A 13,040-nucleotide genomic window follows, 5' to 3' on the forward strand; every position below is an offset into this window, starting at 1 on the left:
AGGGGGACCCATTTTTCATGGCTGAAGCGACAAACGATCGTATGTCTCGATTATTTTTTGATACTGAAGTTGTGTCGATAACGAAGCATCTACTATCAGAATCGGGGAAATCGACTGGTCCATCTGATACTGGTGTTCTGCGAACGTACCGATCATCGATGGATCCGTCGCCGTGTGATACGTCCGGCACCAGTCAAGGAATTCATTGGAGCCTGTAAAATCTGGGTATCGTGCTTTTTCGCGCGCGATGAGACGTTCCATCCGAACCGATTCGTCGAGCGACAGGAAGACAAGCAAGTCTCGATCGATGAAACCATCCGGATGCCAAGCGAAGACAGAGCCGGAGACGATGTAATCGTTGTAAGACAAAATATCTGCTTCATACATAGAAAATCGCTCGGAGACGTCTCGCTTTTCAGTGAACGTCGTATCTGTCCAAAGGTAATGGTCGGTATCAATCCAGGGAATCTGTTCAGCTTGTCCGATGAAGGCGCCCAGTGTACTTTTTCCGGTACCTGATCCACCAATGATTTGAATACGCAAGACAATCGGCTCCTTTCGAAATAATGTACCGGCACGCAGAACAGGCCCGGGCATGATGCCGGACCTGTCGCTTGGAAGAACGAATTCTCCCTATGTCGCCTCGTGCAAGCACAAGACATGGAATCGAGAGGCAGTGCCTCTAATAGGAAGCCGATGCAGGTCAGCCTCCGCGCTACGTACCAATCGTACTTTTATCATACTGATTCCAAGAATTGGTGTCAAACCTGCTCGAAAGGGTTTACATTCTGTGTAAACCGTCAAAAGAGAGAATAACGATGATTAGAGGAGGAACGACCATGGCAGATTGGGGCATCATGCTGACAGGTGTCGTCATTTGTGGGTGGTGCATCTTTAGTGCCATTTATGACGATTTCATCCGTCGCGTATAAGAGGAGCAAACGTGGACCGTCCAGAATGGGCGGTTTTTTTGTTGATTTTTTTAATCCGAGTAATTGGCTGTGGTACACTCGAATCAGAATGAAAAGATAGAGAATGGGTGAAGAAAAATGAAGAAACAACCAGTCATCGTCATTGTCGGACCGACGGCAGTCGGAAAAACGAAGACGGGCATTGAACTAGCCAAACGATTAAACGGCGAAGTCTTATCGGGAGACTCCGTCCAAGTCTATCAAGGGATGGACATCGGATCAGCAAAAGTGACGACCGAAGAGATGGAGGGGGTGCCGCACCATCTGCTGGATCTCGTGACACCGGATGATGAGATGAGTGTAGCGCGTTTTCAGACGGTTGCCCGAGCGACGATTGATGAGATTGCAAGTCGGGGTAAGTTACCGATCATCGTTGGTGGAACAGGGCTATATATCCGTTCGATTTTATATGATTACCAGTTCACCGAGCAGGCGGAAGATCCAGCCTTACGGGCTGAACTCGAAGCGTACGCGGCGACGCACGGAGCGAATGCATTGCATGACCAGTTGAAGGAACTCGATCCGGTTCGTGCGGAAGCGATTCATCCGAATAATATCCAGCGGGTCGTACGAGCGATCGAGGTCGCGCGGACCGGTCAGACACAAACGACCGGTAGTAAGCCGGCACTTTATGAGAGTCTACTGTTCGTCCTACACATGGAAGACCGGGATCGCTTATATGACCGAATCGATCAACGAGTAGATATGATGGTCGAAAGTGGGCTTCTTGAAGAAGTGGCGCGTCTTGACGCTGCCGGGTATCGACACACGAAGGCGCTACAAGCGATTGGTTATAAAGAGATGCTACCAGTCCTCGACGGGGCACCACTCGATCCTGCCGTTGATATGTTGAAACGAAACACACGACGCTTCGCTAAACGTCAATTGACGTGGTTCCGTCATCAATTTGATGGCGTTTGGGTAGATATGGGAAAGTTTTCATTTGAAGAAACGTTCAAAATTATCTATGATAGAACTGTAGAGTTTCTGAAAGCGGTTAAATAAGAGTTGCCCGAAGACAGAAACAGATAAAAAGAGGGGGCACGGGGAATCATGAAAGCGACATACAATATTCAGGACGTCTTTTTAAATCAATTACGGAAAGATGCAGTCCCGACAACGGTTTTCTTAATCAGTGGGTATCAATTACGGGGGCTAATCAAGTCATTCGATAACTTCACAGTCATTTTGGAGTCGGAAGGCAAACAGCAATTGATCTACAAACATGCGATCTCGACGTTCGCACCAGCGCGCAACGTGACGTTATATGAACAAGAAGAGACGCAAGAAGTCTCTCGCTAATGAAAAAGACGACCGGGGGGTCGTCTTTTTTTGTTCACTACATTATTTATAAGCTGGCTGAGCAAGCGTACGAAGAATATCGACAGGATATCGTTCTAAGTCGAGGATATCAAATCCGATGAATCCGGTATGATTGGTTTCGGCAAAGTAGAACGTAACACCGTGGAGGTGACACGAGCTTTTCGGAACCGTGTTTTGCAATCGGAGTGAGAAACGATCTGCTTGTTCCTCGTAAAGGAATGCATTGGCAAGACCGTCACGGATCACGTTTGCCTCTTCATCAAAAAATTCGATTCCGACGATGCGTCCCTCTTGATCAACGTCTACACTAAGGAATGCATTTTCTTCTAGCTCGTCCGTGTCTTCAATTACGGGAGTAAATGTCTCTGGGAAGAGATATAGATATCCCATTTCTGCTTCTTGATCATAAGTCATTCGAATTGTCATTCATGTCACTTCCAAGTCTAATGGATTTTTTACAATAACGGCGTTAGCTCCTCAACCGCCTCTTCATAACGTCGGAGCGAGACATCCTTATAGAGGCATGTCTTCTGTAGGCGTTCTTCCTTCGTCATCTCGTCCTGATATGTTTTCAGGATAAAACTGTTGCGTAACATCGACGGCGTCAAGACCCGTTTATTATCCGACCGTTCATTCAGCTGACGCATCATCTTCGTGATCATGACGATCGACAGTTGCTTCGGTGCATTTTTGCTGTAGACCCAGCGGAACGTCATCCGAGCAAAGTCGAAGGCGACGAAAAAGGGGTCGGTGCTGTGATAACGGGGACGGACCGGTTCCGGAATCGTCTTCAAGTAACGCAACATGATGTCTTGATCTTCCCGCTCGAGGTGAAGCAGGTAACGATTGCCAAGCCGATCATGGACGGTCATCTCTTGCTGGGCGAAATTGAGGTCATGCATCTTCAAACCAATGATGTGATGGACACGTAGACCGTAGCGATAAAACAATCGAAGGATCAGTTCGTTTCGATCGATTAAAAACGGACGTGCCTTCAATTGATGTTCCGTCAAGCCACGATCAGATTGATTCGTCCGCACCAATTGCTCGTATTCCTTGAAGGAAGCGACGTGTTTTGCCGTTAATTCGTGCGTCGGTTGTGCGTATTCGATCAGCTTCGCTTTCGTTTGTCGAATCTGGTAATTGACTTGATTGATGACGGTGACGATTCGAGCGACCGTCGCTTGCTGGTAGAGTTTCTCTTCGATCAAGTACTCATTGATGAACGTCTTCCACGTCTCGATTGAAATCGCCTTAAAATCGTCGATCGTCTCGAGTGGTTGGTCGACATCCGTCATATAACGATGGACTTCGATGAGATCATAGCGATAGCGTCGGACGGTCGAAAGTTGCCGTCCACTTGTCGTTAGATAAAACAGGTAGCGTTCAATGAACTCTGGAAGCGTATACGACTGTTCGCGTGCCATCGTTTTCCTCCCTTTCCTCATGGTGTTTCTTCCATCATAAACCGAACGAATGTTTCCTGTCCAAAAAAGTTCAGACGAACCGGTGCCTGTGGTATGATAAAGGGCGCAGTACGTCTTTACTCGTGAAAGGAATGATATTATGTCAGAACGCGTCATCGTCGTTGGTTGCCAGCTCCCCGATGTCCCGGACCATGTCTATGAAGAATCGGTCGCGGAGCTCGAAGCACTCGTCACGACTGCGCATGGTGTCGTCGTCGGTCGTTTGGATCAAAAACGACAAGCGATTGACCGCCGTACGTTCATCGGAAAAGGAAAGGTTGAAGAACTCGTTGCTTTAGCGGACGAACTTGAACCTGATTTAATCATATTCAATGCTGAAGTCACGCCCGGTCAGATGAAAAATATTCGGATCGCCTTATCGGATCCGGAAGCGATCAAATTGATCGACCGGACGCAGTTGATCCTCGATATCTTTGCTGGTCGTGCCCAGTCGCGCGAAGGGAAGTTACAGGTCGAACTGGCACAGATGAGTTATCTGTTACCACGCCTAGCCGGGCAGGGTACACAACTGTCACGTCTTGGTGGCGGAATCGGGACACGTGGACCAGGTGAGTCGAAACTTGAGACGGATCGTCGTCATATTCGGCGTCGCGTTGATGAGATCTCGAAACAACTCGAGACATCCGTCGCGCACCGTGCTCGTTACCGGGAACGTCGTAAAGAGAATCAGACGTTCCAAATCGCGCTCGTCGGTTATACGAATGCCGGCAAATCAACGATCTTCAACCGGTTGACTCAAGCCGACACATACGAGAAGGATGAGTTGTTCGCGACGCTTGATCCGTTGACACGTCAAGTTGATTTGCCGGAAGGCGGACAAGTCTTGCTGACGGATACGGTTGGTTTCATCCAAGATCTTCCGACGAAGTTGATTGCAGCATTCCGCTCGACCCTTGAGGAAGTGCTGGAAGCCGACTTGATCCTCCACGTCGTTGATGCGTCGAGTGAGCATTACTTGAATCAGATGCAGACGACGAACGATGTTCTCGATGAACTCGGTGCCGGTGATATACCACAGCTCGAAGTCTACAACAAAAAGGATCAACTGAACCGCTTGTTCACAGGTGGGAAGCTGTTGATTTCTGCGCTAGATCCGCAGGACATCGAGCGCTTGATTGAAGAAATCGAACGTTCGATCAGTGAAATCCTCGAGTATCTCGAGATCCGCATTCCGGTTAATGCCTTTGCTCACTATAATCCAGCGAAGGAAGTCATGATGAACTTGAAGGAATCATTCGAAGAAGATGGTTCCGTCATTCTTAAAGGTTACTTGCGGAAAGATACGCGTCTATACGCGACATTGAAACAATACGAGGTGTAAACATGTTTTCAGAATTAACCCATTACGAAACGCTCCGTCCGCTCATTGATCGGGCGGAGGAACAGATTGCCCCGTACGTTAAGAAAGCGCAAGAGGTCGCGGAATATAATCAATTCCGTGTCCTTGATGCGTTCCGACGTCACAAGGTCAGTGATTTTCACTTCATGCCGTCAACAGGTTACGGCTATAACGATGAAGGACGCGATACGCTCGAACGGATCTATGCCGATGTCTTCGGTGCGGAAGCCGGTCTTTGTCGTCCGCAAATCATCAGCGGAACCCACGCGATCGGTATCGCGTTGTTCGGTTTACTGTTGCCTGGCGATGAATTGCTTTATATCACAGGAAAACCGTACGATACGCTTGAAGAGATCGTCGGAATTCGTGGTGACGGACGCGGTTCATTAAAGGAACTGGGCGTCCAGTATGATGTCGTCGAGATGAAAAATGCCGAGACGATCGACGTACCGGCCGTTCTCGAACGGATCACACCACAGACGAAGGTCGTCGGGATTCAGCGTTCAAAAGGCTATGCGACACGACGCAGTCTGCCGGTCAACGAGATCGGAGAAGCGATTGCTGCCATCAAAGCCGTTCATCCGCACGTACTGATCTTCGTCGATAACTGCTACGGTGAATTCGTCGAGATGATCGAGCCGACTCACGTCGGGGCAGACTTGATGGCAGGATCGTTGATTAAGAACCCGGGTGGTGGTCTTGCGAAGACTGGTGGTTATCTCGTCGGTCGAACGGACTTGATTGAACGGGCATCGTTCCGGATGACGACACCAGGGATTGGCGCCGAAGCCGGCCCGTCGTTATCCGCACTTCCGGATATGTACCAAGGCTTCTACATGGCACCACATACGGTGAGCCAAGCGTTGATGGGCGCGATGTTCACGTCGAGTATGCTTGGTCAGTTCGGTTTTGACACGGCACCTCATCATACGGCAGAACGGACGGATTTGATTCAATCGGTCTCGTTTCATGAGCCGGAGCCGATGATTGCCTTCTGTCAGGCGATTCAAGCAGCTTCACCCGTCAATGCACATGCGTTACCGATTCCGGATTATATGCCGGGCTATGCGGACGATGTCATCATGGCAGCAGGAACGTTCGTGCAAGGCTCATCGATCGAGTTGTCAGCGGATGGTCCGATCCGTGCGCCCTATACCGCATACGTCCAAGGTGGTTTGACGTATAGCCACGTCAAGATTGCCATCATCTCAGCCGTCAATCACTTGATGGAAAAACAATTAATTCCAGAAAAAAACGTTTAATACTAGAATATCTCGTGAAAAGACCTCTGAACGACTTCATGTAAAGCGATTAAAAAAGTTGTGTTAACTTTTCTTACATCGCTTGACAAGTTGCCTGACAGAGGTTTATTCTCATGGAGTAAGGAAAAAGGAGGAACCACATGGCAGACTCATCACGCCAGTCCAAGCCACTATTTCCCATCGGAGTCGTTCAAGAGTTGACCGCGTTATCTGCCCGCCAGATCCGATACTACGAAGAACAAGGACTGATCAAACCGGAGCGGACAGAGACGAAGCGTCGCCTCTATTCGTTCAACGATGTCGATCGTCTGTTGTCGATCAAGGAATACCTGGATCAGGGACTGAATATCGCAGGGATCAAATTGATTTTTGAAAACGATCTCGTCAAACGCGAACGCGTTGCGGAGAGCGTCGTCGAGACGCGCCCGGAACTATCTGACGGCGAATTGTATAAACTCCTGAAAAATGAATTGAAGGAAGCAGGACGACATGGAAAGACGTCGCTCATCCAAGGTGAGCTCGGGCGTTTCTTCAAGTAAGGACCTGTAACCATATAAAAACGAATCGGAGAGGGGATTTGTCACATGACACGTCGCAACATTACACGAGAAGACATTTTGAAAATCGCTAAAGCTGAGGATGTACGCTTCATTCGCTTACAGTTCACAGATATCCTCGGAACGATCAAGAACGTTGAGATTCCAGTAAGCCAATTGGAAAAAGCACTTGATAACAAAATGATGTTCGATGGTTCATCGATCGAAGGATTCGTCCGGATCGAAGAATCAGATATGTATCTCTTCCCAGACTTGAATACATGGGTCGTCTTCCCATGGACAGAAGATGGAACAGGGAAAGTTGCACGTTTAATCTGTGACATCCACAATCCGGATGGCACGCCGTTCGCAGGAGACCCACGTGGTCAGCTCAAACGGGTACTTAAAGAGATGGAAGAGCTCGGTTTCTCATCATTCAACGTTGGACCAGAGCCAGAATTCTTCCTCTTCAAGAAAGATGAAAAAGGTCGTCCGACACTTGAATTGAACGACCAAGGTGGATACTTCGACCTCGCACCAGTCGACCTCGGAGAAAACTGCCGTAAAGAAATCGTCATCGAGCTCGAGAACATGGGCTTTGAAATCGAAGCATCACACCACGAAGTTGCTCCAGGTCAGCACGAAATCGACTTCAAATATGCGGATGCGATCACGACAGCGGATAACATCCAAACGTTCAAACTCGTCGTCAAGACGATTGCTGCGAAGCACAACTTGCACGCGACATTCATGCCAAAACCACTCTTCGGTGTCAACGGATCAGGAATGCACGCGAACATGTCGCTCTTCAAAGGCAACGAGAACGTCTTCTTCGATGAAGGCAACGAAGACATGCAATTGTCGGATGATGCACGTGCCTTCACGGCAGGTATCCTCAAACACGCTCGTGCGTTCACAGCGGTTTGTAACCCGACAGTCAACTCATACAAACGTCTTGTTCCTGGCTACGAAGCACCTTGCTACGTCGCATGGTCAGCACGTAACCGTTCACCACTCGTCCGTGTTCCTGCAGCACGTGGACTCTCGACTCGTATCGAAGTTCGTTCAGTCGACCCAGCAGCGAACCCGTACCTTGCGCTTGCAACATTGCTCGCTTCAGGTCTTGACGGAATCAAGAACAACTTGAAAGCACCGGCTCCAATCGACCGTAACATCTACGTCATGGACAAACCGGAACGTGTTGCAAATGGCATTGATGATCTTCCATCAACACTCAGCCACGCACTCGAAGTCTTGAAAGCGGATGACGTTGTCATGCACGCTCTCGGCGATCACATCGCAGAGCACTTCGTTGAATTGAAAGAAATCGAATGGGATATGTTCCGGACGCAAGTCACGGAATGGGAACGCGATCAATACATGGTCTTGTTCTAATCCAACTCAAGCACTTCTGGACTTCTGTCCGGAAGTGCTTTTTTCATAGCGCCGACAGGGATTGAGTCAAGGATGTGGAAAGATACAAGAGTACAAAGAAAGGGAGACGATACATCATGAAAAAAGGATATGAAGGCAAAGAGATTACGGTCTATTTTGATTCGGAAGTCTGCATTCACTCTGGTCATTGTGTACAAAGTCTACCAACTGTCTTTGATGTCAAGCGGCGTCCATGGATTGAAGCGGACGGGGCGCCGGTCGAAGACGTCATGCGTGTCGTCGACGGTTGTCCGAGCGGCGCCTTATCTTACGAACGGAGGGAAGCAAATGGAGCTGAAACGAGCGGAACGTAAAATCGAAGCCCATCAGGAAGGTGAAGTGATTGGAGAAATCACTTACAGCGATACGAACAACGGCATGTGGATCATTGATCACACATACGTCGATCCCGCGCACCGCAATCAACAGATTGGGGAACAACTCGTTGCCGAGATCGTCAACTGGGCACGAGAAGCAAACGTCAAGCTGTTACCGTTATGTCCGTTTGCGAAAAAAGAGTTTGAGCGTACTCCGGAATATGCTGAAATATCTGCAAATATGTAATTAGTTTCCACGGATGAATCTAAGTTGAGTGTCGAACTATTTACGTCTCTTTCGTTAGACTAAGCGGTATGCGAAAGAGACGTCTTTTGATGACTAAAAAGACTAAGCGATCTAAACGTTGTTACACTAATCATTAAATCAATTGTGCTATTTCGAAATAATCGTGAGATTGATGTCAATGAAGAGACGATAAAACTTCGAAAGAAGATGTTGGTTGTTTATATGAAATACCTTTGATATTTCAATGTTCGACGCAATAAACTTTATCCAATCGTAACGATGATTAATGAAACGACATCACGTGTGTATATGGATGAAGATGAAAAAGTAAAAAGACGCTCGTAAGCGCCTTTATATCGTATCATTCTTCGATTAATTGAAAACTTAAGATAACTAGTGAATCTGAAATAGGTTCTTGAGGTGAGGCGAGGTTACTTCTCAACAAGGTGAGAGTATCGTGGTCTACAACTTTACGTGGTGTTTTTACTACGGTAGATCCAAAGTTAACTCTATCTGTAGCACTTCTAAATGTAAAAGATACAAAATAGTTATACACTATAGTCCCTCCAATATTGTTATGTATTAGCATGATAAGAATAACTGATTACATTATATCTCAAAAATGTAAAAATAAAAACTTTTTGTGATTGTTTCATTCTCAGAATAAATATATGGATTTGCATATTTGTGATATCAGACTTTCTTTTTCTGAGAAACAACCATCACGCCAAAATAGATTACAACGTACAATATGACCAGTCCTTGTTTTAACATGTAGGATACGTCTATTTGATTCACAAGTAGAAAACTAGCGCACAATAAAATCAGAAAGGATAACGGCCACTTTTTAGGCATATTAGAACCTCCTTTACTATTCATTTATTTCCATTTCAAAAATAGCACAAGATGGATATCAAATCGTACTACATAAAAAAAGGAATAGTAGATTAGTTACAGATACAATCGTAGAAACGCCATCGTAACAACACCAGTCACGACCGTCCAGGATAAACTTTTACTGAAAATCGCGACCGCCATGGTCGGGAGGGCGGCGAAGACATGAAGCGTCGAAACCGTCGGAAATGCCTCATCTTGAGCGATGAGGAGATTCTGAAAAAAGAGGGCACCAAGCAGGCAGACCGGAATGAACGAGAGCCATTCTGTTACGAGGCGCGGTAACGTCAGTCCATGAAGGACGAGAAACGGTAAGACGCGTGGAATCCATGTGACGAGTCCACAAGCTAAAAAAAGAGCAATTAATTCCGGGCGGATTTCCATCGTGTGATCACGACTCCTATACTTGCACCACCGAGCGTCGCGCAAAGAACGGCGACTTCTGGAGAAAAGTAGCGCATGGTTATGTAAAGCAATAGTAAGACAATCAGTAGGAGGCAACTATTCACGGCAATACGGGAACGTTCCCCTTCAAACTGTAAGTACAATAAACCGATGAACATCGCTGTCAGGGCAAAATCGAGACCGAAGCGCTCGGGATCAGGGAACCAGCTACCGACAAGGGCGCCGAGAACGGTTGCGACGATCCAGCTGAAGTAAGCAGTCAGATTCAAGCCATGCATGAAAGACGGAGAGAGCTTCCCTTTTTGGGCAGTGTTCATCGCGACAGCGAACGACTCATCCGTCAGTAGCGTTCCGGTACCGAGACGGTCGCGGAGATGCCGTGTCTCAACATGTGGCGCAAGCGTCAGACTCATTAACAAGTGCCTGAGATTGACGATGAACGTCGTCAGAATGATGGCAGAAGCAGGACTATTTAATAGTAAGAGACTCGTGATGATGAACTGAGCGGCACCGGCATAGATGAAGACGGACATGAATCCGACTTCAAGAGGGGATAAGCCGGAGGCACGACCGACGATCCCAGCTGAAAAACCGATGCCGATATATCCGAGGACAGTGGGTAGACAGGCACGGACACCTGCTTGAAAGGCTGATGACATTCGATTCCTCCTCTTTTTTAAGAGCATAGCACTCATGCGGAATATCGTCACCAACTGGTCAATATTTTCATCATTTTTTTCGACATATTCGACTTGATTTGGTGGTAAAGACTAAGTGGTACGGCAAAATCAGTTAGGTAAAGGAGCGTTTTTCATGCACAAATTAATGAAAGATTCAAACCGGTTCGTTTCAGACATGGTCGACGGACTCGTACTAGCTCACCCTGATTTGTATAAAAAGGTCGAAGGTGTTAATGTCGTCGCACGGAAAGTGCCGCTTGATGGAAAAGTCGGACTCGTTTCTGGTGGGGGAAGTGGGCATGAACCCGCGCACGCTGGATTCGTTGGGGACGGTATGCTTGCTGCGGCTGTTTGTGGGGAAGTCTTCACGTCACCGACACCGGATATGGTGCTTGAAGGTATCAAGGCAGCCCATGGTGGAAAAGGTGTCTTACTCGTCGTCAAGAATTACTCGGGTGATGTCATGAACTTCGATATGGCGAAGGAACTCGCTGAACTCGAGGACATCGAAGTCGACACGGTTGTTGTCAATGATGACATCGCGATCAAAAAGGAAGAGGATCGTCGTGGTGTCGCGGGAACGGTCTTCGTCCATAAGATTGCCGGAGCTGCAGCTGCAGAAGGGAAATCATTGAGTGAAGTCAAGGCAGTTGCTGAAAAAGTAATCAAGGGCGTTCGTTCGATCGGAATGGCACTCTCGCCATGTTATATGCCGGAGAGTGGCAAACCAGGCTTTGAGTTGCATGATGACGAGATGGAAATTGGAATCGGGATTCATGGCGAAAAAGGACTCGAACGAAAAGCAGTCGCTTCCGTTGATGCAATCGTTAAAGAGTTGCTCGATCGCCTGACGAAAGAAGTGCCAGATAAAAAAGTCGCCGTCATGGTGAATGGGATGGGTGGAACACCAGAATCCGAACTGTATATCACGTATAAATACGTCGCGGAAGAACTTCAGGCGCATGGGTATGAGATTGCCCGCTCGTTCGTCGGAAACTATATGACGTCGCTCGAGATGCACGGATTCTCAATCACGCTCTTACCAGTGGATGATGAACTGCTTGGTTATCTCGATGCAGAAACGAAAGCGATTGGATTCTAATTCAGATAAACGGGGTGTACAAAGATGAAGTTGACGACGGAACAGTTGCGAAGCGCGCTTATCAAAGCCGCGGAACAGATTGAACAGCACAAGGATGAATTGACGGACCTCGACCGGGAAATCGGCGACGGAGACCACGGAATCAATATGTCACGCGGCTTCCAAGCAGTCCAAAAGACGTTAGAAGAACACGGCGAGTATGAGGATTTAGGAGCTTTATCGAAAGAGGTCGGGATGACGCTGATCAAGACGGTCGGTGGGGCATCCGGTCCTTTGTACGGTACGGCATTCGTTAAGTTCGCTGGTGCGTTCAAAGGGAAAACAGAAGTCGAAGGTGCAGAACTCGCAGATGCTTTCCATGAAGCGACGGAAGGCATCAAATCGCGTGGGAAATCGGAATTCGGTCAAAAGACGATGGTCGATATCTGGACACCGTTCCAAGAGGCGCTCTCGCAAGAAGGGGATTTGAAAGCGGCAATCGATCAAGCGCTTGCTGATACGAAAGCGCGCATCGCAACGAAAGGGCGTGCGTCTTACTTCGGTGAAGCGACAGAAGGCGTCCAGGACCCAGGTAGTCTATCGAGTGCGTTGTTGCTCGGCGAAATCGCGGAGGTGCTTCATGGTTAATCTTGTACTCGTTTCCCATAGTGAAAAGCTCGCGACTGGACTAAAGGAACTGTTAGCAGAGATGGCACCGGATACGCCAGTCTTAATAGCGGCAGGTCTTGAGGATGGTAGCATTGGAACGGACGCGACGCGAATCGAAGAAACATTAAATACACTGGACGACGATGGAATCGTCTTAACGGATATCGGTTCTGCGACGATGAACACGGAATTGGCACTTGAACTATACAGTGGCGAACGGACGGTTCGGTTTATCGATGCACCCCTCGTCGAAGGGGCGTTTTTGGCGGCAGTCCTAAGCGGTCAGTCTAAATCCGTTGATGAGATTGAAGATGGATTGAAAAAAGAGTTTGGCAAATAAGTAATAAATCCTCCTTTGCGAGCAGGCGAAGGGGGATTTATTTCAATTTCTTTTA

16 protein-coding genes are annotated in these 13,040 nt (G+C 47.8%); 11 read left to right on the top strand and 5 right to left on the bottom strand.

Features of this window, described 5'->3' with window-relative positions:
• Positions 1-15 precede the first annotated feature (15 nt).
• Positions 16-543, bottom strand: a complete 528-nt coding sequence (locus K7G97_RS05815) for a P-loop NTPase family protein (protein ID WP_223041587.1) — start codon at positions 541-543, stop codon at positions 16-18.
• Between the two features lie 506 nt (positions 544-1,049).
• On the opposite strand from K7G97_RS05815, the gene miaA reads away from it, so the two are divergent.
• Together miaA and hfq are read left to right on the top strand one after the other, a co-directional pair.
• Complete coding sequence (gene miaA, locus K7G97_RS05820) at positions 1,050-1,976, top strand: tRNA (adenosine(37)-N6)-dimethylallyltransferase MiaA (protein WP_214724560.1); 927 nt, start codon at positions 1,050-1,052, stop codon at positions 1,974-1,976.
• Positions 1,977-2,024: 48 nt separating this feature from the next.
• Positions 2,025-2,273, top strand: a complete 249-nt coding sequence (gene hfq, locus K7G97_RS05825; RefSeq protein ID WP_023467753.1) for an RNA chaperone Hfq — start codon at positions 2,025-2,027, stop codon at positions 2,271-2,273.
• Positions 2,274-2,315: 42 nt separating this feature from the next.
• Here the strand turns inward: hfq and K7G97_RS05830 are convergent, their stop codons facing one another.
• Together K7G97_RS05830 and K7G97_RS05835 are read right to left on the bottom strand one after the other, a co-directional pair.
• Positions 2,316-2,720, bottom strand: coding sequence for a DUF2283 domain-containing protein (locus tag K7G97_RS05830; RefSeq protein WP_223041588.1), 405 nt, complete (start codon positions 2,718-2,720; stop codon positions 2,316-2,318).
• A gap of 29 nt (positions 2,721-2,749) precedes the next feature.
• The gene (locus tag K7G97_RS05835) at positions 2,750-3,721 is read right to left on the bottom strand and encodes a tyrosine-type recombinase/integrase (protein ID WP_023467755.1); all 972 of its coding nucleotides are present in this window, start codon (positions 3,719-3,721) and stop codon (positions 2,750-2,752) included.
• A gap of 139 nt (positions 3,722-3,860) precedes the next feature.
• Here K7G97_RS05835 and hflX point away from each other — a divergent pair, with 139 nt between their 5' ends.
• The 6 genes from hflX (at position 3,861) to K7G97_RS05865 (ending at position 8,916) form a co-directional block, all read left to right on the top strand.
• Positions 3,861-5,102 (top strand): GTPase HflX, encoded by a 1,242-nt coding sequence (hflX, locus tag K7G97_RS05840; protein WP_223041589.1) that lies wholly within the window; start codon positions 3,861-3,863, stop codon positions 5,100-5,102.
• 2 nt (positions 5,103-5,104) lie between these two features.
• Positions 5,105-6,382 carry a methionine gamma-lyase family protein gene (locus tag K7G97_RS05845; RefSeq protein ID WP_223041590.1) on the top strand — a complete coding sequence of 426 codons (1,278 nt, stop codon included), beginning with the start codon at positions 5,105-5,107 and terminating at the stop codon, positions 6,380-6,382.
• 140 nt (positions 6,383-6,522) lie between these two features.
• Positions 6,523-6,921: a MerR family transcriptional regulator gene (locus K7G97_RS05850; protein WP_023467758.1), complete on the top strand. Its 399-nt coding sequence runs from the start codon at positions 6,523-6,525 to the stop codon at positions 6,919-6,921.
• A gap of 45 nt (positions 6,922-6,966) precedes the next feature.
• Complete coding sequence (gene glnA, locus K7G97_RS05855) at positions 6,967-8,313, top strand: type I glutamate--ammonia ligase (RefSeq protein ID WP_023467759.1); 1,347 nt, start codon at positions 6,967-6,969, stop codon at positions 8,311-8,313.
• Between the two features lie 116 nt (positions 8,314-8,429).
• On the top strand, positions 8,430-8,666 hold the full coding sequence (locus K7G97_RS05860; protein ID WP_058713286.1) for a (4Fe-4S)-binding protein: 237 nt from the start codon (positions 8,430-8,432) through the stop codon (positions 8,664-8,666).
• Positions 8,641-8,916 carry a GNAT family N-acetyltransferase gene (locus tag K7G97_RS05865; protein ID WP_223041591.1) on the top strand — a complete coding sequence of 92 codons (276 nt, stop codon included), beginning with the start codon at positions 8,641-8,643 and terminating at the stop codon, positions 8,914-8,916. Before K7G97_RS05860 ends, K7G97_RS05865 begins: the two co-directional genes overlap by 26 nt.
• Positions 8,917-9,867: 951 nt before the next feature.
• Here the strand turns inward: K7G97_RS05865 and K7G97_RS05870 are convergent.
• Both K7G97_RS05870 and K7G97_RS05875 read right to left on the bottom strand, forming a co-directional pair.
• Positions 9,868-10,194: an AzlD domain-containing protein gene (locus K7G97_RS05870; RefSeq protein WP_023467761.1), complete on the bottom strand. Its 327-nt coding sequence runs from the start codon at positions 10,192-10,194 to the stop codon at positions 9,868-9,870.
• Entirely contained in the window at positions 10,173-10,874 is a 702-nt protein-coding gene (locus tag K7G97_RS05875; RefSeq protein ID WP_223041592.1) for an AzlC family ABC transporter permease, read from the bottom strand. Before K7G97_RS05875 ends, K7G97_RS05870 begins: the two co-directional genes overlap by 22 nt.
• A 154-nt stretch (positions 10,875-11,028) precedes the next feature.
• Between K7G97_RS05875 and dhaK the strand changes: the two genes are divergently transcribed.
• From dhaK to dhaM, 3 genes are read left to right on the top strand one after another with little or no spacing between them, the layout of a single operon-like run.
• Complete coding sequence (gene dhaK, locus K7G97_RS05880) at positions 11,029-11,997, top strand: dihydroxyacetone kinase subunit DhaK (RefSeq protein WP_223041593.1); 969 nt, start codon at positions 11,029-11,031, stop codon at positions 11,995-11,997.
• 24 nt (positions 11,998-12,021) lie between these two features.
• Positions 12,022-12,624: a dihydroxyacetone kinase subunit DhaL gene (dhaL, locus tag K7G97_RS05885; protein WP_029341247.1), complete on the top strand. Its 603-nt coding sequence runs from the start codon at positions 12,022-12,024 to the stop codon at positions 12,622-12,624.
• Positions 12,617-12,985 (top strand): dihydroxyacetone kinase phosphoryl donor subunit DhaM, encoded by a 369-nt coding sequence (dhaM, locus tag K7G97_RS05890; protein ID WP_223041594.1) that lies wholly within the window; start codon positions 12,617-12,619, stop codon positions 12,983-12,985. Before dhaL ends, dhaM begins: the two co-directional genes overlap by 8 nt.
• Positions 12,986-13,040 lie beyond the last annotated feature (55 nt).

It is taken from the genome of Exiguobacterium acetylicum (assembly GCF_019890935.1).
In the GTDB taxonomy this organism is placed as follows: Bacteria; Bacillota; Bacilli; order Exiguobacteriales; family Exiguobacteriaceae; genus Exiguobacterium_A; species Exiguobacterium_A abrahamii.

Excerpts from the sequence above, each read along its gene's own strand:
- miaA (WP_214724560.1), top strand. The coding sequence starts at position 1,050 with ATGAAGAAACAACCAGTCATCGTCATTGTCGGACCGACGGCAGTCGGA.
- hfq (WP_023467753.1), top strand. The coding sequence starts at position 2,025 with ATGAAAGCGACATACAATATTCAGGACGTCTTTTTAAATCAATTACGG.
- K7G97_RS05830 (WP_223041588.1), bottom strand. The coding sequence starts at position 2,720 with ATGACAATTCGAATGACTTATGATCAAGAAGCAGAAATGGGATATCTA.
- K7G97_RS05835 (WP_023467755.1), bottom strand. The coding sequence starts at position 3,721 with ATGGCACGCGAACAGTCGTATACGCTTCCAGAGTTCATTGAACGCTAC.
- hflX (WP_223041589.1), top strand. The coding sequence starts at position 3,861 with ATGTCAGAACGCGTCATCGTCGTTGGTTGCCAGCTCCCCGATGTCCCG.
- K7G97_RS05845 (WP_223041590.1), top strand. The coding sequence starts at position 5,105 with ATGTTTTCAGAATTAACCCATTACGAAACGCTCCGTCCGCTCATTGAT.
- K7G97_RS05850 (WP_023467758.1), top strand. The coding sequence starts at position 6,523 with ATGGCAGACTCATCACGCCAGTCCAAGCCACTATTTCCCATCGGAGTC.
- glnA (WP_023467759.1), top strand. The coding sequence starts at position 6,967 with ATGACACGTCGCAACATTACACGAGAAGACATTTTGAAAATCGCTAAA.
- K7G97_RS05860 (WP_058713286.1), top strand. The coding sequence starts at position 8,430 with ATGAAAAAAGGATATGAAGGCAAAGAGATTACGGTCTATTTTGATTCG.
- K7G97_RS05865 (WP_223041591.1), top strand. The coding sequence starts at position 8,641 with ATGGAGCTGAAACGAGCGGAACGTAAAATCGAAGCCCATCAGGAAGGT.
- K7G97_RS05870 (WP_023467761.1), bottom strand. The coding sequence starts at position 10,194 with ATGGAAATCCGCCCGGAATTAATTGCTCTTTTTTTAGCTTGTGGACTC.
- K7G97_RS05875 (WP_223041592.1), bottom strand. The coding sequence starts at position 10,874 with ATGTCATCAGCCTTTCAAGCAGGTGTCCGTGCCTGTCTACCCACTGTC.
- dhaK (WP_223041593.1), top strand. The coding sequence starts at position 11,029 with ATGCACAAATTAATGAAAGATTCAAACCGGTTCGTTTCAGACATGGTC.
- dhaL (WP_029341247.1), top strand. The coding sequence starts at position 12,022 with ATGAAGTTGACGACGGAACAGTTGCGAAGCGCGCTTATCAAAGCCGCG.
- dhaM (WP_223041594.1), top strand. The coding sequence starts at position 12,617 with ATGGTTAATCTTGTACTCGTTTCCCATAGTGAAAAGCTCGCGACTGGA.